General features: G+C 74.7%; 18 protein-coding genes. 10 read left to right on the forward strand and 8 right to left on the reverse strand.

The features are described from left to right. Positions 1 to 528, reverse strand: a 528-nt coding sequence (locus tag ACFC1F_RS33135) for an NUDIX domain-containing protein (protein ID WP_376163917.1), incomplete at its 3' end; no start/stop codon positions are given. Positions 529 to 698: 170 nt separating this feature from the next. Here ACFC1F_RS33135 and mmuM point away from each other — a divergent pair. The 7 genes from mmuM to ACFC1F_RS33170 all read left to right on the forward strand — a co-directional run bounded on the left by mmuM (position 699) and on the right by ACFC1F_RS33170 (position 7,988). Further along, positions 699 to 1,637, forward strand: a complete 939-nt coding sequence (gene mmuM, locus ACFC1F_RS33140; protein WP_376163919.1) for a homocysteine S-methyltransferase — start codon at positions 699 to 701, stop codon at positions 1,635 to 1,637. Positions 1,638 to 1,800: 163 nt separating this feature from the next. Continuing rightward, positions 1,801 to 2,565, forward strand: coding sequence for an IclR family transcriptional regulator (locus ACFC1F_RS33145; protein WP_376163921.1), 765 nt, complete (start codon positions 1,801 to 1,803; stop codon positions 2,563 to 2,565). Positions 2,566 to 2,868: 303 nt separating this feature from the next. Continuing rightward, positions 2,869 to 3,606 (forward strand): MIP/aquaporin family protein, encoded by a 738-nt coding sequence (locus ACFC1F_RS33150; RefSeq protein WP_376163923.1) that lies wholly within the window; start codon positions 2,869 to 2,871, stop codon positions 3,604 to 3,606. Positions 3,607 to 3,712: 106 nt separating this feature from the next. Next, the gene (glpK, locus tag ACFC1F_RS33155; RefSeq protein WP_209416302.1) at positions 3,713 to 5,239 is read left to right on the forward strand and encodes a glycerol kinase GlpK; all 1,527 of its coding nucleotides are present in this window, start codon (positions 3,713 to 3,715) and stop codon (positions 5,237 to 5,239) included. A gap of 152 nt (positions 5,240 to 5,391) precedes the next feature. Next, complete coding sequence (locus ACFC1F_RS33160) at positions 5,392 to 6,987, forward strand: FAD-dependent oxidoreductase (RefSeq protein ID WP_376163925.1); 1,596 nt, start codon at positions 5,392 to 5,394, stop codon at positions 6,985 to 6,987. A 141-nt stretch (positions 6,988 to 7,128) separates the two neighbouring features. Next, entirely contained in the window at positions 7,129 to 7,536 is a 408-nt protein-coding gene (locus tag ACFC1F_RS33165; RefSeq protein WP_376163927.1) for a hypothetical protein, read from the forward strand. After that, the gene (locus ACFC1F_RS33170; RefSeq protein WP_376163929.1) at positions 7,536 to 7,988 is read left to right on the forward strand and encodes a hypothetical protein; all 453 of its coding nucleotides are present in this window, start codon (positions 7,536 to 7,538) and stop codon (positions 7,986 to 7,988) included. Before ACFC1F_RS33165 ends, ACFC1F_RS33170 begins: the two co-directional genes overlap by 1 nt. 201 nt (positions 7,989 to 8,189) lie before the next feature. Here ACFC1F_RS33170 and ACFC1F_RS33175 read toward each other — a convergent pair whose 3' ends face one another. After that, complete coding sequence (locus tag ACFC1F_RS33175) at positions 8,190 to 9,410, reverse strand: amidohydrolase family protein (RefSeq protein ID WP_376163931.1); 1,221 nt, start codon at positions 9,408 to 9,410, stop codon at positions 8,190 to 8,192. Positions 9,411 to 9,476: 66 nt separating this feature from the next. On the opposite strand from ACFC1F_RS33175, the gene ACFC1F_RS33180 reads away from it, so the two are divergent. Beyond that, positions 9,477 to 10,097 (forward strand): TetR/AcrR family transcriptional regulator, encoded by a 621-nt coding sequence (locus ACFC1F_RS33180; protein WP_376163933.1) that lies wholly within the window; start codon positions 9,477 to 9,479, stop codon positions 10,095 to 10,097. Positions 10,098 to 10,233: 136 nt separating this feature from the next. Here ACFC1F_RS33180 and ACFC1F_RS33185 read toward each other — a convergent pair whose 3' ends face one another. Together ACFC1F_RS33185 and ACFC1F_RS33190 are read right to left on the reverse strand one after the other, a co-directional pair. After that, positions 10,234 to 11,625: a gluconate:H+ symporter gene (locus tag ACFC1F_RS33185; RefSeq protein ID WP_209416278.1), complete on the reverse strand. Its 1,392-nt coding sequence runs from the start codon at positions 11,623 to 11,625 to the stop codon at positions 10,234 to 10,236. Continuing rightward, positions 11,625 to 12,191: a gluconokinase gene (locus tag ACFC1F_RS33190; RefSeq protein WP_376163935.1), complete on the reverse strand. Its 567-nt coding sequence runs from the start codon at positions 12,189 to 12,191 to the stop codon at positions 11,625 to 11,627. The genes ACFC1F_RS33185 and ACFC1F_RS33190 overlap by 1 nt, the downstream gene beginning before the upstream one ends. 257 nt (positions 12,192 to 12,448) lie before the next feature. On the opposite strand from ACFC1F_RS33190, the gene ACFC1F_RS33195 reads away from it, so the two are divergent. Then, complete coding sequence (locus ACFC1F_RS33195) at positions 12,449 to 13,189, forward strand: FadR/GntR family transcriptional regulator (RefSeq protein WP_376163937.1); 741 nt, start codon at positions 12,449 to 12,451, stop codon at positions 13,187 to 13,189. Positions 13,190 to 13,310: 121 nt separating this feature from the next. Next, positions 13,311 to 13,721 (forward strand): hypothetical protein, encoded by a 411-nt coding sequence (locus ACFC1F_RS33200; RefSeq protein WP_376163939.1) that lies wholly within the window; start codon positions 13,311 to 13,313, stop codon positions 13,719 to 13,721. Positions 13,722 to 13,821: 100 nt separating this feature from the next. Here the strand turns inward: ACFC1F_RS33200 and ACFC1F_RS33205 are convergent, their stop codons facing one another. From ACFC1F_RS33205 to ACFC1F_RS33220, 4 genes are all read right to left on the reverse strand, one after another. Next, positions 13,822 to 14,586 (reverse strand): metallophosphoesterase, encoded by a 765-nt coding sequence (locus tag ACFC1F_RS33205; RefSeq protein ID WP_376163941.1) that lies wholly within the window; start codon positions 14,584 to 14,586, stop codon positions 13,822 to 13,824. Between the two features lie 47 nt (positions 14,587 to 14,633). Further along, entirely contained in the window at positions 14,634 to 19,193 is a 4,560-nt protein-coding gene (locus ACFC1F_RS33210; RefSeq protein ID WP_376163942.1) for a hypothetical protein, read from the reverse strand. 83 nt (positions 19,194 to 19,276) lie between these two features. Continuing rightward, positions 19,277 to 20,152 carry a hypothetical protein gene (locus tag ACFC1F_RS33215; protein ID WP_376163944.1) on the reverse strand — a complete coding sequence of 292 codons (876 nt, stop codon included), beginning with the start codon at positions 20,150 to 20,152 and terminating at the stop codon, positions 19,277 to 19,279. Positions 20,153 to 20,360: 208 nt separating this feature from the next. Further along, positions 20,361 to 21,896 (reverse strand): hypothetical protein, encoded by a 1,536-nt coding sequence (locus ACFC1F_RS33220; RefSeq protein WP_209416350.1) that lies wholly within the window; start codon positions 21,894 to 21,896, stop codon positions 20,361 to 20,363. Positions 21,897 to 21,902 lie beyond the last annotated feature (6 nt).

Raw genomic sequence — 21,902 nt, forward strand, 5'->3', positions numbered from 1 at the left:
GACGCCACCCCCGTGGGTGTCGACGGGCCTGCCGGCGGCTGGTGACCGGCCGATGGACGGCCGGAGGTCGAGGCCGGTGACGGGGTGCCAGGCCGCCCGGGCCGCGTCCGAGCCGGCTTCTGGGTCCGGTAGGTCGGGTGCGAAGGCCAGGTAGGCGACCGAGACGACGTGCATGCGCGGGTCGCGGTCGGGGGCCCCGTAGGTACCGAGCTGTTCGAGGTGTATGCGGCTGAGGGCGGCTTCGGCGCCGGAGCTGCCCTGCAGGCCCGTCTCCTCGGCGAGCTCGCGGGCGGCGGCCTCGTCGAGGCCCTCCTCGCCGGCCTTGAGGAAGCCGCCGGGCAGCGCCCAGGAGCCCTGGTAGGGCGGACCGGCCCGCTCGACCAGCAGGACGTGGAGGCCGCCGTGGCGCAGTGTCAGGGCGACGATGTCGACGGTGACGGCCACGGGGGTGTAGGCGCGCGGGTCGTAGGCGGCGAGCCAGGCCTGCTCGTCCGTCTCGGTGCCGACGGGGTGCTGCTCCACGGCCATGGCCGGCTCCTCTCCGGTGTGGCGCCCGGCTCGGCGTCGTCGTTCTCGGGATGAGCACAACGTAGCGACCCGTTGACTCTGCGGCAAATGGATTTCCGGGGAGGCGCTCCCGCCCGTCTTCTAGGCTGTGGCCAGGAGCTTTGCCCGAGGAGCAGGTCTTGGAGGCCGCCATGCCCGCCACTCCCCCGCCGGACTTCGCCGCCGCGGTGGCCGCCGGTCCGCTGGTGCTGGACGGCGGGATGTCGAACCAGCTGGCGGCGGCCGGGCACGACCTCGGCGACGCGCTGTGGTCGGCGCGGCTGCTGGCGGACGCGCCGGAGGCGGTCGTCGCCGCGCACCGGGCGTACTTCGACGCCGGGGCGGAGGTCGCGATCACCGCGAGCTACCAGGCGAGCTTCGAGGGGTTCGCACGGCGCGGGGTGGGCCGGGCGGAGGCGGCCGCGCTGCTGGCGCGCAGCGTGGAGCTGGCCCGGGAGGCGGCGCGGCGGTCGGCGGCGGAGCGGGAACGGCCGGGCCGGCCGCTCTGGGTGGCGGCGTCGGTGGGCCCGTACGGGGCGGTGCTGGCGGACGGGTCGGAGTACCGGGGGCGGTACGGGCTGACGGTGGACGAGCTGGAGGCGTTCCACCGTCCGCGGCTGGAGGTGCTGGCGGCGGCCGGGCCGGACGTGCTGGCGCTGGAGACCGTCCCGGACGCGGACGAGGCCCGGGCGCTGCTGCGGGCGGTGCGCGGGCTGGGGGTGCCGGCCTGGCTGTCGTACAGCGTGGCGGGCGGGCGGACCAGGGCCGGGCAGCCGCTCGCGGAGGCGCTGGCCCTGGCCGCGGAGGCGGACGAGGTGGTGGCGGTGGGGGTGAACTGCTGCACGCCGCAGGACGCGGACGCGGCGGTGGCCCTGGCGGCGCGGGTGACCGGCAAGCCGGTGGTGGTGTACCCGAACAGCGGGGAGGAGTGGGACGCCGGGGTGCGGGACTGGCGCGGCGAGCCGACGTTCCGTCCGGACCGGGTGAGCGGCTGGCTGGCGGGCGGCGCCCGGCTGGTGGGCGGCTGCTGCCGGGTGGGCCCGCGGGAGATCGCCGCGCTGGCCGCCGAGGTGACGCGCGGCCGGCGCTGAGCCGCCGGCCGGCCCCGGGCCCTCGGCCGGCACCGGTCCCACCGTTCGGCCGGTACCGGTCTTTCCGAGGGGGAAGGTGCACGGACCGGGGGCGGCCTGGCAGACTCATCCCGTTACCACTGTGGTCGACATTGTCGACCACCTGTCAGCCCGGAGGTACCGAATGCCCGGCCCGATCCAGTCGCTCTCCCGGGCCGCCGCGATCATGCGCCTGCTGGCCGGCGGTGAGCGCCGCCTGGGCCTGTCCGAGGTCGCGACGGCGCTGGACCTGGCCAAGGGCACCGCGCACGGCATCCTGCGCACCCTCCAGATGGAGGGGTTCGTGGAGCAGGACCCGGAGAGCGGCAAGTACCAGCTGGGCGCCGAGCTGCTGCGGCTGGGCCAGAGCTACCTGGACGTCCACGAGCTGCGCGCCCGGGCCCTGGTCTGGGCGGACGACCTGGCCAGGGCGTCCGGCGAGACCGTCTACCTGGGCGTGCTGCACCAGCAGGGCGTGCTGATCGTGCATCACGTCTTCCGCCCGGACGACACCCGGCAAGTGCTGGAGGTCGGCTCGATGCAGCCGCTGCACTCCACCGCGCTGGGCAAGGTGCTGCTGGCCTACGACCCGGTGGCCCGCGGCGAGCTGGGCGGGGGGCCGTACGAGGCGTACACCGCCCGGACGCTGACCGAGCCGGCGGACGTGGACGCCGAGGCGGCACTGACCCGCGAGCGCGGCTGGGCCGACTCGATCGAGGAGACCTGGGAGGGCGTGGCCTCGATCGGCGCGCTGATCCAGGACCGGCGGCGCAACCCGGTGGGCGCGGTCTGCATCAGCGGCGCGGTGGAGCGGGTCTGCGAGGACGGCTTCGTGAAGCCCTCGCTCGTCGCCTCGGTGCGCAGCGCCGCCCGCGCGATCTCGCGGGACCTGGGAGCCGGGCGGTTCTGACGCCGCGGGGCGGCTGTACGGCGGGTCGGCGCCGAGAAGTCCGACGTTCACGCTGAGGCGCGGACAGGCACGATGCCTGTCCGCGCCTTAGCGTTTTGTCCGTATTTGCAGTGATCCGTTTGGTGACTTCGAGTGAAGGGTCACAGCTGCGTAACCCGGCCTTGACGTGAAGGCGGCCCGGGGAGGAAGCTTCCGCATGACGGTCGACATTGTCGAACGATGGCCGAGCGGATCCCTCCCGCAAAGCGCTCACCCGCACAGTGATCGCTCGGCCACCTGCCCCCACCCGCACCTCCGGGCCATATGGACAAGGGAGTCTTTGTGTCCGCGTTCTCCACCGGCGACATCTTCGTCGGCGAAACCCTCGGCACCGCCGCCCTGATACTTCTCGGCGGCGGCGTCTGCGCCGCCGTGACGCTCAAGAAGTCGAAGGCCATCAACGCCGGCTGGCTGGCGATCACCTTCGGCTGGGGCTTCGCGGTGATGATCGCCGCCTACATGTCGGCCCCCAAGTCCGGCGCGCACCTGAACCCGGCCGTGACCCTGGCCCTCGCCGTCAAGAGCGGCGAATGGGGCAACGTCCCCGTCTACCTCGGCTCCCAGCTGCTCGGCGCGATGATCGGCGCCGTCCTCGTCTGGGCCACCTACCTCGGCCAGTTCCAGGAGAACAAGGAGCCGACCCTGGGCATCTTCTCGACCGGTCCCGAGATCCGGAACCCGGTCCAGAACATGCTCACCGAGATCATCGGCACCTTCGTGCTCTGCTTCGCGATCCTCACCCAGGGCACCAACGAGGGCCTGGGCAAGTCCGGCCTCGGCATCCTGATCGTCGCGTTCACCGTCGTCGGCATCGGCCTCTCGCTCGGCGGCCCGACCGGCTACGCCATCAACCCCGTCCGCGACCTGGGCCCGCGCATCGTGCACGCGCTGCTGCCGATCCCGAACAAGGGCGGCTCCGACTGGTCCTACGCCTGGATCCCGGTGGCCGGCCCGGTCATCGGCGGTCTGCTGGCCGGCGGCCTGTACAACGCGATCTTCTAAAGCCGGCCATCTTTCCGGAGCCAGGCTTCGCCCCACCCGAGCACGGGGACTGACCCCACGGGCCAGACCCACCCACCCGAACCCCCATCTTGAGCCGAGGACCCTCATGACCTCCACTGGCACGGGCAACTACATCGCCGCGATCGACCAGGGCACGACCTCCAGCCGCTGCATCATCTTCGGTGCGGACGGGCGGATCGTCGCCGTCGACCAGCAGGAGCACCGGCAGATCTTCCCCCAGCCCGGCTACGTCGAGCACGACGCCGCGGAGATCTGGACCCGCGTGCAGTCGGTCGTCCGCGGTGCGCTGGAGAAGGCCGGACTGACCAGGGACGACATCCGCGCCATCGGCATCACCAACCAGCGCGAGACCACCGTCCTGTGGGACCGGAACACCGGCGAGCCGGTGCACAACGCACTGGTCTGGCAGGACACCCGCACCGAGGCGCTCTGCCGCGAGCTGGGCCGCAACGTCGGCCAGGACCGCTTCCGCCGCGAGACCGGCCTCCCGCTGGCCAGCTACTTCGCCGGCCCGAAGATCCGCTGGCTGCTGGATAACGTCGAGGGCCTGCGCGAGCGCGCCGAGGCCGGCGACATCCTGTTCGGCACCATGGACACCTGGGTGATCTGGAACCTCACCGGTGGTGTCGACGGCGGCAAGCACGTCACCGACGTCACCAACGCCAGCCGCACCATGCTGATGAACCTGCACACCCTGCAGTGGGACGAGAAGATCGCCGAGTCGATGGGCGTCCCGATGTCCGTCCTGCCGGAGATCCGCTCCTCCGCCGAGGTCTACGGCGAGGCCGTCGGCGACCTCGCCGGCGTCCCGGTCGCCTCCGCCCTCGGCGACCAGCAGGCCGCGCTGTTCGGCCAGACCTGCTTCGACAAGGGCGAGGCCAAGTCGACGTACGGCACCGGCACCTTCCTCCTGCTGAACACCGGCGAGGACGTCGTCAACTCGTACCACGGGCTGCTGACCACTGTCGGCTACCGGATCGGCGACCAGAAGCCGGTCTACGCCCTGGAGGGCTCGATCGCCGTCACCGGTTCGCTGGTCCAGTGGCTGCGCGACCAGCTCGGCATCATCTCCACCGCCGCCGAGATCGAGACCCTCGCCAACACCGTCGAGGACAACGGCGGCGCCTACTTCGTCCCGGCCTTCTCCGGCCTGTTCGCCCCGTACTGGCGCTCCGACGCCCGCGGTGTGATCGCCGGCCTGACCCGGTACGTCACCAAGGGCCACCTGGCCCGGGCCGTCCTGGAGGCCACCGCCTGGCAGACCCGCGAGGTCGTCGACGCCATGCAGAAGGACTCCGGCGTCGAGCTCACCGCGCTCAAGGTCGACGGCGGCATGACCAGCAACAACCTGCTCATGCAGAACATCGCCGACGTGCTGGACGCCCCGGTCGAGCGCCCGTACGTGGCCGAGACCACCGCGCTCGGCGCCGCCTACGCGGCCGGCCTGGCCGTCGGCTTCTGGAGCGACCTGGACACCCTGCGGGCCAACTGGCACCGCGCCGCCGAGTGGACCCCGCGCATGGACGAGGCCACCCGGGACCGCGAGTACAAGAAGTGGCTCAAGGCCGTGGAGCGCACCATGGGCTGGGTGGAGGAGGAAGAGCAGAGCTGACCGCGAAGCCGGTCGGGGCCCCCGTGGCCCCGGCCGGCTTGCCCACGTTTCACCGGCCCGCCGCACCGGGCCGACCGGCCTCTCAGCAGGGGCCGCACCGCACACCGAGAGGAGTAACGGCGCCGCCCGACCCGCGTCGCCGTACACACACCATGGCAACCATCCCGACCCTGGGTGCCGAGCGCACCGCCGGCCGCACCGCCTCCCGCGCCGAGACCCGCGAGCTGCTGGGCAAGGCCACCTACGACCTGCTGGTGATCGGGGGCGGCATCCTCGGCACGGCCGTCGCCTGGACCGCCTCCCAGGCGGGCCTCAAGGTCGCCATGGTCGACGCCGGCGACTTCGCCGGTGCCACCTCCAGCGCCTCCTCCAAGCTGGTCCACGGCGGTCTGCGCTACCTGCAGACCGGCGCGGTCAAGCTGGTCGCCGAGAACCACAAGGAGCGCCGCGCGCTCGCCACCGACGTCGCCCCGCACCTGGTCAACCCGCTGACCTTCTTCGTGCCGGTCTACAAGGGCGGCCCGCACAGCGCCCCCAAGCTCGGCGCCGGCGTCTTCCTCTACTCGGCGCTCTCCGCCTTCCGCGACGGCATGGGCCGGGTCTCCACCGCCGCGCACGCCGCCCAGCAGGTGCCCGCGCTGCGCACCGAGGGCCTGCGCTCGGTGGCCGTCTACGGCGACCACCAGATGAACGACTCGCGCGTCGCCGTGATGACGGTGCGCGCCGCCGTCGACGCGGGCGCCGTGGTGCTCAACCACGCCGAGGTGACCGGCCTGCGCTTCACCGGCGGCCGGGTCACCGGCGCCGACCTGAAGGACCGCCTGGACGGCACCGAGTTCGGCGTCGACGCCCGCCTGGTGCTCAACGCCACCGGCCCCTGGGTCGACCACCTGCGCCGGATGGAGGACGCCGGCGCCGCGCCGTCGATCCGCCTCTCCAAGGGCGCGCACGTCGTGGTCAAGCGCCGCTCCCCGTGGCGCGCCGCGCTGACCATCCCGATCGACAAGTACCGCGTCTCCTTCGCCATCCCGTGGGAGGGCCACGTCCTGCTCGGCACCACCGACGAGGAGTACACCGGCGACCCGCAGGACGTCCGGGCCACCGACGCGGACATCGACCAGATCATGGGCGAGGCCGCGCACGCCATCCGCGACGAGCACCTCGACCGCGACCTGATCACCTACGCCTTCGCCGGCCTGCGGGTGCTGCCCGGCGGCCCCGGGGACACCGCCGCCGCCAAGCGCGAGACCGTCGTCACCGAGGGCCGGGGCGGCATGCTGTCGGTCGCCGGCGGAAAGTGGACCACCTACCGGCACATCGGCCGCACCGTGCTGGAGAAGCTCGCCCACGTGCCCGGCACCAGCCTCGGCGAGGACATGTCGCCGATCGCCCCGACCGTGCCGCTGCCCGGCGTCGGCGCTCCGAACGCCGTCGCTCACCGCCTGCTGATCGACCGTGAGCCCGGCTCCCGGATGGAGCCGCTGGTCGCCAGGCACCTGGCCAGCCACTACGGCACGCTCTCCTTCGAGATCGCCCGCATGATCGACGAGAACCCGGAGCTGGGCCGGCCGATCCACGCGGACGGGCCGGACGTCTGGGCGCAGGTCGCCTACGCCGCCGACAACGAGTGGGCGTACACCACGGACGACGTGCTGCGGCGCCGCACCACGATGACCGTGCGCGGCCTGGACACCCCGGAGATCCGCGACGAGGTCGACGCCTTCCTCGCGAAGCGCGGGACCAAGTAGAAGCGCGGGACCAGGCAGGCACGGCCCCGGCGAAGCGCCGGCGCAGGTAGCCGCCGGCGCGCAGGACTCGGAGGGCGGGCACCCCAGGGCTGGGGGCGCCCGCCCTCCGGCATTCCCGGACGGAACCACCGCGATCGCTTCGTGTCCAAGGCGCTGTACTACGGCGGCGGCATGAAGGTCCGGTACGGTTTCAAGACCTTCGACAGCGCCTGGTGGACCAACGACTACTGGATGTTCGGCTGGCACATCAACCGGAGCTACACCTGGGCCGGCGCGGCCAACCTGCACCGCCACAAGCTCAACCACCGGTACTCGACCTGGCTGCGGTGGACCTCCGAGGCCCGGCCCGGTGACATCGTGTTCTTCAAGTGGAAGAAGGAGTCCCGGATCAACCACGCCGCGGTGGTGGTCAGCTGGGGCGCCTCGATGGAGCTCCGTCAGCACGGCCGGACGGGTGTCACCACCCTGAACGAGGTCCTGTCGTACTACCGGCAGAAGGGCGACCCGATCGAGTGGTTCGTCGTCGTCCGCCCGCTCGGGTCCAACTGATGGCGGCGGGGCGGCCGGTCGCGGCCGTACTGGCGGCCGTGCTCTCGGCCGCCCTGGCGGCGGGGTGCTCCAGCGGTGCCCCGGACGCCGAGCTCGCGCACGCGAGCGACTACGCCGCCCATCCTCACCTGCGGGTGACGGGGTACCCGGTGCCCGGGACGCTGGACGTCGTCCAGCAGGTCGTCTGGCGGCTCGCCGACGGCGCCGGGGGGCGGCTGGAGGAGCTGGCCTCCTCGGACGGCTCGGCCGCCGAGCACCGGGCCGCCGCGGCCGCCTGGGTCGGCGAGTACCAGCAGGGCGCCAGGGGGCCGGTCACCGCAGACTTCGGTGACGACCCGGCCGCCCGGCAGACCGTGCGGCTCGGCTTCCACGACACCGGCCAGGCGAAGGAGCTCACGCTCCGCCTGGACGGGCGGGCGGGCGACGCCGGCTGGCGGGTCCTGCTGAGGTAGTCCGCTGCTTGACACCCCCTGGCGACGGGGGGGCGTTCCTCCGGGAGCGCCCGCCCGTTCGCGTTCGGGCCGCCCGTCCGCATCCGCCGGCCCGTTCGCGTCCGGCCGCCCCGTCGAGGCCGCCGGGACGGGCGCCCGTCCCGGCGGCGCTTGTCCCGCGCGGCGCCGCCCGGGACCGCGCCGGCCGGACCATCGCTCCGGTCAGACCACGGCGCCGGCCTTGACCACGTACTTCAGGTGGCGCTCCGGGGCCGTCAGCACCCCGAGGTCGGCCAGCGGATCGCCGTCCACGAGCAGCAGGTCGGCGTGGGCGCCGGGCGCGAGGGTGCCGAGCCGCCCCTCCATCCCGAGCAGCCGTGCCGCGGTGCTGGTCGCCGAGCGGATCACGTCGGCGGCCGGCTGCACCTCCGCGCGGAGCCGGAACTCCTCCAGCTGCGCCGGGTGCAGCGGCCCGAGCAGGTCGCTGCCGTAGACCAGGTTGGCGCCCGCGCGGTGGGCGCGTTCCAGTGCCGACAGCCCGGCGTCACGGACCTCGGCCAGCTTGCGCTGCGAGGACTCGGGCAGGCCGGAACGGGCGCCGAGCTTCGCCGTCTGCTCGTACGCGACCAGGGTCGGCACCAGGAAGGCGTCCTTCTCCACCAGCAGCGCGAGCGTCTCGTCGTCGATCAGGTTGCCGTGCTCGACGCAGCGCACGCCGGCCCGCAGCGCCCGGGCGACGGCACGCGGGTGGTAGGCGTGCACGGTGACGTAGCGGTTGTGGTTCTCCGCCTCCTCGACGGCGGCGCGGATCTCCTCCTCGCTGTACTGGACGGCGGCGATCTCGTCGTGCGGCGAGGCGACACCGCCGGAGAGCAGCACCTTGAGGTGGGCGGCGCCCTTGCGGAACTCGTCGCGGGCGGCGGCACGGACGGCGTCCACGCCGTCGGCGATGCGGGCGAAGTTCGGGCGGGAGTCGCAGCAGGGCGGCGCGTCCTCGCCGAGCGGGCGCAGGTCGCCGTGACCGCCGGTCTGGGAGAGCGCCTTGCCGCCGTGGATCAGCCGGGGGCCGGGCACCAGGCCCTCGTCGAGGGCGCGGGCCATGCCGTGGTCGGCGCCGCCGACGTCCCGGACGGTGGTGAAGCCGCGGCGCAGCATCCGGCCGGCCTCGGCGAGGGCCCGCACGGTGAGGTAGCCCGGGGTCATGCTCGCCACGGCCTGGAGGTCGAGGGTGGTCACCAGCAGGTGGACGTGGGCGTCGATCAGGCCGGGCAGCACGGTGGCCCCCCGGGCGTCGATCACCCGGACGCCCTCGCCGGGCGCGGGCGGGCGGCCGGTGCCGGTGGCGGCGATGCGGCCGTCGGCGACCTCGATCCACCCGGCGTCGGTACGGGTGCCGGTCTCGGGGTGGAGCAGGTGGGCATGGGTGATCAGCAGTCGGCTCATGACGAGGTTCCCCCGGAAGCAGAGTTCAATACGACCTGTATTGAATACACCATGTATCGTGATGTTGTGAATCCACCCCCGGCCGGAGACGGCTCCCCCAGACCCCCGCGCCGACGCGTCCACACCCGGGCGCGGATCCTCGCGGCCGCGAGCGACCTGTTCCTGACCGCCGGCTACGGGCGGACCAGCATCGAGGACATCTGCGGCGCCGCCGGCTACACCCGTGGCGCGTTCTACTCGAACTTCGCCACCAAGGAGGACCTGCTGCTGGCGCTCTTCGACGAGCAGGCGGCGGGCCGGATCGACGAGCTGGACCGGCTGGCGGCGGCCGCCGCGGCACTGGCACCGCAGGAGCGTGCCCGGCGGCTGGTCGAGGCGCTGCTGCGGGTGGAGCCGGCCGAGACCGGCTGGATCCTGCTCTTCCTGGAGTTCCGGCTGCTGGCCGCCCGGACACCGGGCCTGGCCGAACGCGTCGCGGAGCACGACCGGGAGGTGTCCACGGCGCTGGCGGCCGTCCTGGAGCGGGCCCTGCCCGGGCTGGTTCCGCCGGGCGCGGGGGCCGGGCAGGCCGCCGCGGTGATCCTGGCCGCCCGGGAGGGCCTGCTGGCCCGGACCGCGGCCGGCGGTCCGGCCGCGGAGGAGCTGCTGGCGGCGACCACGGCGGTCCTGGGCGGGTTGCTGGGCTGAGCCCCGCGCCCCACCGGAGGCGAACGCGCCGGAGGGCGGCACCCGTTGCGCACGGGTGCCGCCCTCCGCGGCGGTGGCGGCGCCGTAGCCGGCCGACGTGGCGGCGGGCCGGGGCCGCGAACGGGCGGTGCCGAGGTCAGATGATCAGGCTGAGCGGCATGATCAGGGCGATGGCGACCACCGAGATCACCGTCTCCATCACCGACCAGGACTTCACGGTCTGGCCGACGCTCATCCCGAAGTACTCCTTCACCAACCAGAAGCCGGCGTCGTTGACGTGCGAGAAGAAGAGCGAGCCCGCGCCGATCGCCAGCACCAGCAGGGCCGCGTGGGTCGACGACATGTCGGCGGCCAGCGGGGCCACGATGCCCGCGGCGGTGATGGTGGCGACGGTGGCCGAGCCGGTGGCCAGCCGGATCAGGACGGCGATCAGCCAGCCGAGCAGCAGCGCCGAGACGTGCCACTTGCCCGCCCACTCGCTGACCGCGTTGCCCACGCCGACGTCGATCAGGGTCTGCTTGAAGCCGCCGCCCGCACCGACGATGAAGACGATGCCCGCGATCGGGCCGAGCGACCTGCCCACGGTGTCGGCGATCCGGTCCTTCGAGAAGCCGGCCGCCCGGCCGAGCGTCAGCATGCCCAGCAGCGTCGCGGCGAGCAGGGCGATCAGCGGCGAGCCGATGAAGTCGAACACCCGCTGCGGCATCGCCTTCGGGTCGTCGATCACGACGTCGGCCAGCGCCTTGCCGAGCATCAGCACGACCGGCAGCAGGATGGTCGCCAGCACGGCACCGAAGGACGGGGTCCGCTCGGGCTTCTCGGTCTCCACCGGGGTGGTGGTCGCCGGGATCGCCAGCGGACCGACCCAGCGCTCGGCGACCCGGGAGAACAGCGGGCCGGCGATGATCAGGGTCGGCACCGCGATCAGCAGGCCGAGCGCCAGGGTGACGCCGAGGTCGGCCTTCAGCGCGTCGACGGCCACCAGCGGGCCCGGGTGCGGCGGGACGAGCCCGTGCAGCACCGAGAGGCCGGCCAGCGCGGGGATGCCGATCCGCATCAGCGGGACGTTGCCGCGGCGGGCGACCAGCAGCACGATCGGTATCAGCAGGACGACGCCGACCTCGAAGAACAGCGGCAGACCGAGGACGGCCGCGATCAGGGCCATCGCCCACGGCAGCGCCCGGGGACCGGAGCGGGACAGCACGGTGTCCGCGATGATGTTCGCCCCGCCGGAGTCGGCGAGCAGCTTGCCGAGCATCGCGCCCAGGCCGATCAGCAGGCCGACGCCGGCGACCGTGGCGCCGAAGCCCGTCGAGAAGCTGGAGAGCAGCTTGTCGAACGGGGCTCCCGCGACGGCGGCCAGCAGGCCCGAACCTATGGTCAGGGCGAGGAACGGGTGCAGCTTCAGTCTGGTGATCAGCAGCACGATGGCGCCGATGCTGAGCAGCACCGCGAACAGCAGCCGGGAATCGCTGCCGGTGTGCGGCAGGGCCGGTGGGGCGGCCGCGAGCACGAGGGTGGGGGACATCAAGCGAGGTCTCCATTGACGGGCCGCAGCAGTGCCACGGCCATCTCGACGAGTTGGTCGGGGGACGGGCCGACGTCCAGGACGGCGCCGCGCTCGTCCGCTCCGAGGGGCTCCAGGGCGGCGTACTGCGAGGCGAGCAGCGACGGCGGCATGAAGTGGCCGGCGCGGTGGGCGAGCCGGTCCTCGACCAGCCCGTGACCACCGCTGAGGTGCAGGAAGAAGGCGCCCGGGCAGGCCTCGCGCAGGGTGTCGCGGTAGCGGCGCTTCAGCGCCGAGCAGGTGACCACGCCGCCGGTGCCGGCCTCGGTCCGCTCCTTGAGCCAGCCGCCGAGGGCGCGCAGCCAGGGGGCGCGGTCCTCGTCGTCCAGCGGGATGCCGGCCGACATCTTGGCGATGTTGGCCGGCGGATGGAAGTCGTCCGCCTCGCCGTAGGGCAGGTCGAGGCGGTCGGCCAGGAGGCGGGCGACGGTGGTCTTGCCGACACCGGAGACGCCCATCACCACGACCGTGAGGGGGCCGGGGGTGGTGGGTCCGGGGGTGTCGTGGTTCTCGACGCTGAGAGCCATGGGTGGTGCTCCTTCGTTGCAGGCCGCCACTATCACCCCAAAGATATGACGTATTCAAGTGTCGGAAACCAAATCGTCATACTTTTGATCCTGGGGGTGGCGGGCCGGAGCCTGGCGGGCGGCCCACGGGCCCGGGCGGGCGGCCCACGGGAGCCCGGCAGGCCGCCCGCCGGAACCCTGCGGCCGGACGGCCGGCCCCGGATCGCGGGGCGAGGGCCGCGCGGCGCGGGGCGGCGGGTGACGTCTAGGCTGGGCGGATGGAGATCCAGGGACTGCCCGGCCGCCTGCTCGCCGAGCTCGGACCGGCCATCGCGTCCGGGGAGGTTCCCGTGGGTGCGGTGCTGCGCACCGAGGAGCTGGAGGAGCGGTTCGGGGTGTCGCGGACGGTGGTCCGCGAGGCGGTGCGGATCCTGGAGGGGATGCGCATGGTGGCACCCCGCCGCCGCGTCGGCATCACCGTCCAGCCGAAGTCCGACTGGGACGTCTTCGACCCGCTGGTCATCCGCTGGCGGCTGGCGGGCAGCGACCGGCCGGCGCAGCTGCGTTCGCTCGGCTCACTGCGGGTCGCCGTCGAGCCGGCCGCGGCCGGCCTGGCCGCACGGCACGCCAGCGACGACGAGCGGCGTCAACTCAGCGCACTGGCAGTCGAGTTGACGATGACGGCACGCGCCGCCGACCTGGAGACCTTCCTCCAGCACGACATCGCCTTCCACGCCACGGTGCTGCGGGCCTCCGGCAACGAGATGTTCGCCCACCTCGGGGACACCGTCGGGGCGGTGCTGACCGGCCGCACCGAGTACGATCTGATGCCTCATCAGCCGGAGCCGTACGCGGTCCGGCTGCACCGCGAGGTCGCGGAGGCGATCTGCGCGGGGGACGCCGCACACGCCGAGCGGGCGATGCGGACGATCGTGGCCGGCGCGCTGGAGGAGCTCGACCAGCAGCTGGGCCGGCCCGAGGCCCCGACGGGGCTTTCCGGTACAGATCAGATGATTTGACGGCAGTTCGGTGAATTCGGGCGCATAGTCCGGGTGCGGCAGGGCAGAGTGTTCTCCGGGGGCGCGTTTCGTGCGCCCGTCCCGCACGCCTGCCACCGTCGACCGCGCTGGGGGTCGCCCGATGTCCGTCGCACGCCGTCGCCGCCGTCTGCCCGACGAGGTGCGGACCGCCGCCGTCCGGGCGGTGCTCTGCCTGGCCTTCACCCTGGTCGGCCTGCTGGTCGCGACGCTGGCCTCGTTCGCGGGCAGCTGGCTGCTGACACCCGCGCTGATGGCGATGGGGCTCGGGGTGTTCGGCTCGGCGTGGTGCCTGCTGGAGATCATGATCTCACGCCAGGTCGCCGCCCAGCGGATGCGCGGACCGAACTCGGCGTCGCCGATGGCGGGCAGCCGGGCGCCCTCCGGGCCGCGGCCGCTCCCCCGCCCGGCCGGGCCGCCGCCGCCGCCCGGAGGCACGCCCCCCGGCGGCCCGGCACCGCGCGGCCCGGTGGCGGGAGGTCCGCCGCGTCAGCCGCGGGTGCCGACCGCGTAGCCGTACGGCTCGGGCCGCTCATGGGCGGCGGCCGCTGGCGGCTGGCCGCTGGCCGCTGGCCGCTGGCGGCTGGCCGCTTACCGCTGGCCGGCGGCCGATGTCAGGCCGGGACGACGGCCCGGAAGTGACTGGTGAGCCGGCCCGCGTCGTCCAGGACGTGGAGGACGAGCATCGGCGGCTGGTCGAAGGTGACGTCGGCGGTGCCCTCGCAGGCCAGCGAGACGGTGGAGACCACGCCGGGGGCCACCAGCACCGGCAGCCCGGCGAGCGTGGTGGCCGCGCCCGTGTGGGCGTGGCCGCAGAGCAGGGCGGCGACCCGCGGGTGGCGGGCCAGCACCTCGGTGAGGCGCTCCTCGCCGAACTGGCGGATCGGGTCGACGTACGGCAGGTGCAGCTCGGCGGGCGGGTGGTGGAAGGCCACCAGCGCGGGCAGCTCCTGGCGGCCGTCGGCGAGGCGGGCGTCCAGCCAGGCCAGCGTCTCGTCGTCGAGCAGACCGTCGTCGCGGCCGGGGATCGAGGAGTCGAGCATCAGGAGGTCGGCGCCCGGCAGTTCGTGCCGCCGGTTGACCGGTCCCGCGGTGGGCACCTCGCCGAGCAGCACCTCCCGGTAGGCCTCGCGCCGGTCGTGGTTGCCCGGACAGGTGAGCACCGGGTGACGGGAGGCCAGCACCTTGGCGACCTGCTCGTACTCCGCCGGCAGGCCGTGGTCGGCGAGGTCGCCGGTGACCAGCACGGCGTCCAGCGGGCCGGGCAGGGCGTTGAGGTACGCCATCACCTGCTCGGCCCGCCGGTACGCGCGGGCGCCGGAGTCGCCTTCGTGGTCCTGGCCGATGTGGATGTCACTGAACTGAGCGATCGTCACCATGCGGACACGCTAGTACGATCACCGGACGGCCGTCACCCGACAGAGCGTCACGAAGCGGGGGCCTCCGCGGGGCGCTTGAACATCCGGGTGGCGGTGATCTCGCCGTGGATCGCCGGGCCGTCCGGGTCCGGGGCGGCCGGCAGGCCCGGCCGCAGGTGCTCCTCCACCGAGATGTACTTGAGGCCCGCCCGCAGGTCGGCGTCGTTGCGCAGCCGGATGACCAGCGGGAACTCGGCCAGTGCGGTGGTGTCGAAGAGACCGGTGGTGTAGATCAGCTGGACGCCGAGCGCGTCGGCCACGGCCCGCTGGAGCTCCAGCAGGTAGGTGGCGTTGGCGCGGCCGATCGGGTTGTCCAGGAAGAGCGTCCCGGCGTGCCGCAACTGCGACTGGCCGCGGTCGTTGGCGCGCAGCGCGGCCATGGTGCAGTACAGCGCGATGGCCGCGGTGAGCAGCTGGCCGCCGGAGAAGACGTCGGACATCTGGCCGACGCCGACCCGTTCGGCGCGCAGCACGGCGTCGGGCTTGAGGATCTCGACGGAGACGCCGCGCGGGCCGATCGCGGCGGCGACGCCGCGCAGCAGCAGGGACATGCCGTCGCGGCGCAGGTCGCTGTTCTTCTTGACGGCGGCGCGGGTGGCCTCGTCGATCACCTCACCGAGGCGCTCGACCAGGGTGGCGTGGTCCGGGTCCTCGAAGCGGATCCGGAGGAACTCCTGGCCGGACCACTCCCCGAGGCCCTCCGGCAGGCGGGAGAGCCGCTGGGCGGCGCGCAGCGTGGTGAGCGAGGACTCGACCAGGCCGCGCAGGCGGTCGACGATCGAGCCGCGGTTGCGCTCCAGCTGGGCGAGTTCGTCGGTGAGCACGCGCAGCCGGGGGGCGAAGGCGGTGGCCCAGGCGGCGGCGTGGTCGGGCAGGGCGGAGGCGGGCAGTTCGCGGATCTGCTGCCGGGCCGGGGTGCGGACGGCCTCGTAGCGGGCCGCGTTGGCGTGCCGGACGAGCGCGTCGGAGGCGTCGCGGACGGCGAGTTCGGCGGAGGACAGCTCGCCGGCGGCGGTGCGCAGCGCGCGGCGGGCGTCGGCGGCGGCCGTCCGGGCGTCGGCGAGCGCGCCGAGGTAGGGCTCGGCCGGCTGGCCGTCGTCGTCCTGGTGCTCGCGCAGGCCGTCCCTGAGCTGGCCGGCGTGCTCGTCGAAGTCGGCGGCGGCGGCCTGGGCGGCGTCGAAGGTGCGCTGCAGGTCGGCGTGGGCGGTGCGGGCGTTGTCCACCGTCTCGCGGCGCTCGGCGAGGCGGCTGGTGGCGGTGCGCAACAGGGTCTGGGCGTGCTCGGGGTCGGTGGGGACGAGGTCCTCGGGCAGCTCGGTGTGGGCCTCGCCGTCGGCGGGGGCGGAGCGCTCGGCCTCGCCGCGCAGGCGGCCGAGCTGCTCGCTGGCGGCTGCGGCACGGGCCTCGATGGTGGCGACCAGCTCCTCGGCGCGGGCTGCGGCGGCCTGCCGCGCCGGGCCGTCGGCGCCGTCGGGGCTGCCGAGCAGTTCCTCGGCACGGGTGCGGACCTTGTTGGTGAGGCGGTCGAGTTCGGTCGCGGCGGCGGCCTCGTCGCCCTCGGCGCGGGCCTGTTCGGCGCGCAGGTCGGCACCGACGCCGACCTTCTCGTAGAGCTGGGAGGCCGCGCGGTAGGCCTCCCGCAGCGCGGGCAGCGCGGCGGGCGCCGTGTCGGACGGCCCGTCGGCCTGCTCGGAGGCGGGGATCTCGGCACGCTCGGCGCGCAGCGCGCGGGCGGTGCGGCGGGCGTCGTCGGCGGCGCGCTGGGCGGCGCGGCGGTCCTCGTCGCAGGTGCGGGCGCGTTCGGCGCACTGGGCCTGGCGGCGGTCGCACTCGGTGGCGTCGTCGGCGAGCTCCCGCAGCGAGCGCGTCCAGCCGGCGCGTTCGCGCAGCCGGAAGGCGAGGCCGGAGAGGGCGTCGGCGCGGCGGCGGGCGCGCTGGGCGGCCTCGCGGTGCTCCTCGTGGGCGAAGGCGGCGGCGGCGTGGTCGGTCTCCGCCTCGTCGTGGTCGGCGCGCAGGGTGCCCAGGGCGGCGCCGGCCTGCTCGGCGTGCTCGCGGGCCGCCTCGGCGGCGGCGGCGAGCTCGGCGAGGGTGCCGGGCGGGCAGCTGGCGTGCCAGGAGGCGAGGCGGGCCGCGAGGGCGCGGTCGCCGCCGAGGCGGGCGGCGAGTTCGCGGATGTGCTCCTCGCGGGCGGTGGCGCGGGCGCGCAGTTCGCGGCGCTCGCCGTCGGCGGCGGACTCGTCGTGCATGGCCGGGTTCGGCGGGACGAGGAAGAACGCGGGCTCGCCGGTGATCGGGGCGACGAGCGAGGCGGCGGCTCCGACGGCGACGGTGGAGCGCGGCAGCAGGGCGGCGGCCTGGAGGGTCTCGCGGGCCCGGTCCAGCGAGTTGGGGTCGGTGATGACCACGCCGTCGACGAGTTCGGGGCGGGCGGCGAGGATCGCCTCGTGGTCCGCCGGGTCCACGGACTGGGCGAGGTAGCGCCAGCCGGGAAGGGCGGGGATGCCGTGCTCGGCGAGGTACTCGACGGTTGCGAGGACGTCCGGGCCGGGCGGCAGCAGGCCGCCGTCGCCGAGGGCGGCGAGGATGCGGGAGTCGTCGGCGGCGGCGGTGCGCAGGTCGAACAGGGTGCGCTCGGCGGTGGCGATGGCCTCGTCGAGCAGCTCGCGCAGGTACTCGGCGTTGCGGTCGAGGACGGCTGGGGTGAGGAAGCCGGCCTCCTCCTCGGAGCCGTCCTGGTAAGGCGTGAGGGAGAGCAGGTCGGCCAGCCGGGGCTCGGTGGCGAGCAGGGCGGCGGTGCGCTGCTCGGTGGCGAGGGCCTGGGCGGCGGCCTTGCGGCCGTCGTTGGCGCGGGCGGCGGCGAGTTCGGCGCGGCCGGTGGCGGCGGCGGCCTCGCGCAGCCGGGCGGCGGCGGACTCCGCGGCGGTCCGGGCCTGGGCGAGTGCGGCGCTGGCGGTCTTCTCGACGTCCGCGGCGTGCAGGGCGGCCCGGGCCGGGTCGACACCGCCGTCGGCGTCGATGAAGCCGGCGGCGACGGCGGCCTCGGTCTCCTGCTCGACCTCGGCGAGGCGCTGGCGCAGGTGGTCGGCCTCGCTGCGGGCCTTCTGGGCGGCGGTGGCGGCCTCGGTGGCGTCGCTCTGGGCCTTGGCGCCGTCGGCCTGGAGCTCGCCCGCGCGCTCCTCCTCGGTGTCGGCGCGGCCCTCGGCCGCCGCGGCGGCGGCTTCGAGGGCGCGGGCCAGGGCGGTGGCGGCGAGGGCGCGGGCGGCCAGGGCGGGGGCGGCGTCCAGCTCGGCCTCGCGGATGGCGGCGGCGACCCGGGCCACCCGGTCGGCGGCGGCGCGCTGGCGGAGCACGGCCTCGGCGGCCTGCCAGGCGGAGTGCAGGGTGCGGGCGTCGGTCAGCTCGCGGCGCAGCGCGGCGGCCTCGGCGGTGGCGGCGGCCAGGCCCAGGGCGGCGTGCCGGTGGGTGAGTTCGGCGGTGATCAGGGTGTGCCGGGTGCGGTCGGCCTCGGCGGCGGTGACGGCGCCCGCGGCGGCGGCGACCTCGATGGCGAGGTCCTGCGCGCGGTCGCGTTCGGCGGCGGCGCGGGAGGTGAGGGCGTGGGCGAGCCGGCGGGTGCGGCGCTCGGCGGTGCGGTGGGCGTCGCGGACGGTCTCGCGGGCGGCGGTGGCCTCGGCGATCCGCTCCAGCAGGTCGAGCGAGCCGGCGGTGAAGTCGCGTTCGGCGGTGAGCTCGGAGCGGCGGCCGAGCTTGGCGGCGAAGCCGTGGACGAGGTCGGCGAGGCCGTCGGTGTCGCGGGTGTCGGTGACGGCGCGCAGCAGGAGGTCGGTGAAGTCGCTGTCGTGCTTCACCGCGAAGAGTCCGGCCGCCTCGCCCTCGTCGGCGTTCATCTCGCGCTGGTAGCGGAAGAGTTCGGGGTCGAGGCCGAGGTCGCCGAGGTGTTCCGTCCAGCGGTCGTGGCCGTCCTCGAAGACCAGGTCCAGGTGGGGGTGGGCCTTGCCGGCCTCGGTGAGGGCGTCGCGGAAGCCCTTCATGGTGCGGCGCCGGCCGCGGGCCTTCTGGTCGCCGGCCAGGCTGACCCGCTCGGCGACCGGCAGCGAGTCCAGGGTGAGGCCGGGACCGGGGCGGAACGAGTACCAGGTCTCGGCGAACTTGCGCGGGTCGGAGGAGACCTGCCGGCCGCGCCACTCGCTGACCTTGCCGACCACGATCAGCTCGCCGGTGACGGTGTGCTGCCACTCCAGCGCGACGTGGCCGCAGTCGTCGGCGAGCAGGAACTTGCGCAGCACGCCGGAGCTGGCGCCGCCGAGGGTGTTGCGGTGACCGGGGAGCATCACCGAGAAGATCAGCTTGAGCAGGACGGACTTGCCGCCGCCGTTCTCCAGGAAGAGCACGCCGGCCGGGGCGGGGCGGCGGACCGGGCCGTCGGTGTCCTCGCCGAAGAGGCCGATCTGCTGCGGGGCCGGGTCGGCGACGGGCTCGCCGACACCGCGCAGGTCGAGCACCGTGTCGGCGTAGCGCGCGCCGGCCGGTCCGATCGAGTAGAGGCGGACCCGGTTGAGCTCGTACATGTGCGGCGGTTCTCCAGTGCGGGTGGGTCAGAAGGCTCGGGTGGGGCTCTGGGCGGTCGGAGGCCCCGGGGGCCCGGGTGGGCTCAGAGCGAGTGGAACGGCAGGCCGGCGTCGGCGACCAGCTCGTCGCCGGTGTCCGGCGGCAGCAGGCTGGCGGTCCCGTCGGACACCGGGACGACGCCGAGGTCGAGCAGCTCGGCCATGGCGGCGCTGCCGGCCAGGTCGCGGACCTGGAGCTGGTAGCGGGCGGTGGTGCGGTAGGTGCCGCCGGCGTCGTCCGAGGTCTTCTGCAGGAAGCCGGAGTCGACCAGGAACATCACCGCCTTGGCGACGATGCCGATGGTCGAGCCGGAGAGCCGGCGGGCGTCCTTGGTGGCGCCGGTGGCGGTGCGCCGGGCCCAGACCCGCCAGGCGGCCTCCAGGCCGGGGGCGTCGCTCTGCGGGTCGGTGTTGGCGCCGTCCACCTCGGCCTGTTCCTCCAGCCGGCGGCAGGCCTGGCGGACGAAGGAGTCGACGCCGTTGACGGTGATCCGGCCGAGGTAGCCGTCGTCGGCGAGGTCCTCGGGACGGGGGAAGGCCATCGCGGCGACGGCGAGGTGGGCGAGGCCGTGCAGGAACCGGTCGGTGGACTCGGAGGCGGCGCGCCGCGAGTAGTCGCCCATCCGGACGGCGAAGACGGAGTCCTCGGCGGCGGCCACGGCCATGCCGGCGCGCGGCGAGACCTCCAGGACGACCAGGCCCATGCCGGTCGCGACGGCGTCGGCGAGGCGGGCGAACGGAGGGTCCTCCCGGTGGCGGCGGACCAGCTCGGCGTACTCGGCGTCACGGGCCGGGAGGAGCTTGGCCTGGAGGCCGAAGGAGACCAGCCGGGCCGCGTCGGCGACGTCGGCCGGGGTGATCACGGCGGGCGCGGCCGGCTCGGTCTCGGGCGCCCAGGACGTGTCGTGGTGGGTCGTCACGGGCGGTGCTCCTCGGTGCTGTTGCGGTGCGTGCGGGGCTGGTGGGGTCTGCGGGGCCGGTGGGGCTGATGAGGTCTGCGGGCGCAGGTGCGACGGGTGCCGGGGAGGCCGGCGCCGTCGCGGTGCGTACGGGGGTGCCCGGTACGGGGCCGGCCGGTACCGGGGTCAGCGGCACGGGGCCGCCCGGTACGAGGGTGGTGACCGGTCGTCAACTGGCGTCCTTGCGGTCGGCCGCCATGCCGGCCGCGTCGAGCAGGGCGCTGCCGACGATGAGGTCGGCGCCGCCGAACTCCGGGTCGCGCAGCGGGGTGCCGTCGTCAACCGCGAAGAGCAGCCGCTCCTCGCCCTGCCGGTAGGCGGTGCCGACCGGCGGGCTGGCCGCGTGCACGGCCAGCAGGGCGACCAGGTAGGGCAGCTCCGGGTCCTGCTTGCGGGCGTCGGCGAGCAGGCCGGAGAGCCGGCGGGGGGCGTCGGCCGGCAGGTCGAGCAGCTCCAGCGCCGACTCCAGCTGTGCCTCGGAGAACCGGCTGTCGTCGGGGGTGGCGACGAGGTCCGGGTCGGGCAGCTCGGCGCCCAGGTGCTCGCGCTCGACCGGCGGGGTCAGCAGCAGGTCGACCAGGTCGGTGACGCGGACGGAGACGGGCGTGCGCAGGCCGGTGCCGCGGGCGAAGAAGGCGCCGGTGGGCCGGACGGCCTGCTCCAGCGGCAGGCGCAGCACGGGCGCGAGCAGCTGGCCGTAGAGGTCGATGCCGCTGCGGGCGCCGGGGGCGGCGAAGGCCTGGCGGTCCTGTTCGGCGCGGAACAGCGGGCCGGCCTCCAGCAGGCGGGTCTGCAGCTGGGTGTGGCGGCGGATGCAGTCCTTGACGATGTCGACCAGCTCGGCGGCCCGGCGCTTGTGCTCGGGCTCCACGGCCTCGTCGCGGGCCTTGCGGATGTTGGTGAGAATCGCGTTCTCGTGCCGGTAACGGTCGGCGATGTGGTCGAGCGCCTCGTCGATGAGGTCCGGGATGGCCTGCATCCAGTCGACGGCGCGGACGTTGCGCCGGGTGGCGTCGAGGGCGCGGCGCAGCGTCTCGGCGTACTGGACGGTGCGGTAGCGGGCCTGCTCGGCGGCGAGCTGGGCGTCGGCCAGGCGGCCCCGGCGGATCAGCACCTCCAGCTTCACCTCGGCGGCGATCTGGGCCGAGGTGACGTCGGTGTCGAGCGCGCCGACCAGGACGTTGACCGCCTCGTCGGTGGTGCGCAGGTAGACGCCGCCGTCGGGGCCGGGCACCTCCTCGATCAGCTTGAAGTCGTAGTCGCGGCGCACGTACGCGCCGTCCGCGCCGAAGGTGCCGTAGACGGCCCGGAAGCCGCGGTCGACACTGCCGACGTTGATCAGCGACTCCAGCACCCAGCGGGCCACCCGCTCGTGCTCGGCGGTGGGCCGGCCGGCGGCCTGGGCGGCGACGCGGGGCAGCAGCCGGGCCAGCACTATGTCGCGGTCGGCCCCGGTGTCGAAGTCCATGTGCAGGGTGACCAGGTCGATCGCGGCGAGGCCGACCTCGGCCATCGCGTAGCCGCCGTACTCGCCGGCCAGCATGCCCTTGCGGTTGTCCAGGTCGTGCAGCGGGGCGGTGCAGGCCAGCGCCTTGAGCCGGCGGGCGAGGCCCTCGTCGGCTGCGGGGCCGGGCGCGGGCCGCGCGGCGGCGGTGGCGGGCCCGGCGGGCGGCCGGAGCCCGTGCTCGGTGGGCGGGTCAGCGATGGCGGT

This window comes from Kitasatospora sp. NPDC056181, from assembly GCF_042266225.1.
GTDB lineage: Bacteria > Actinomycetota > Actinomycetes > Streptomycetales > Streptomycetaceae > Kitasatospora.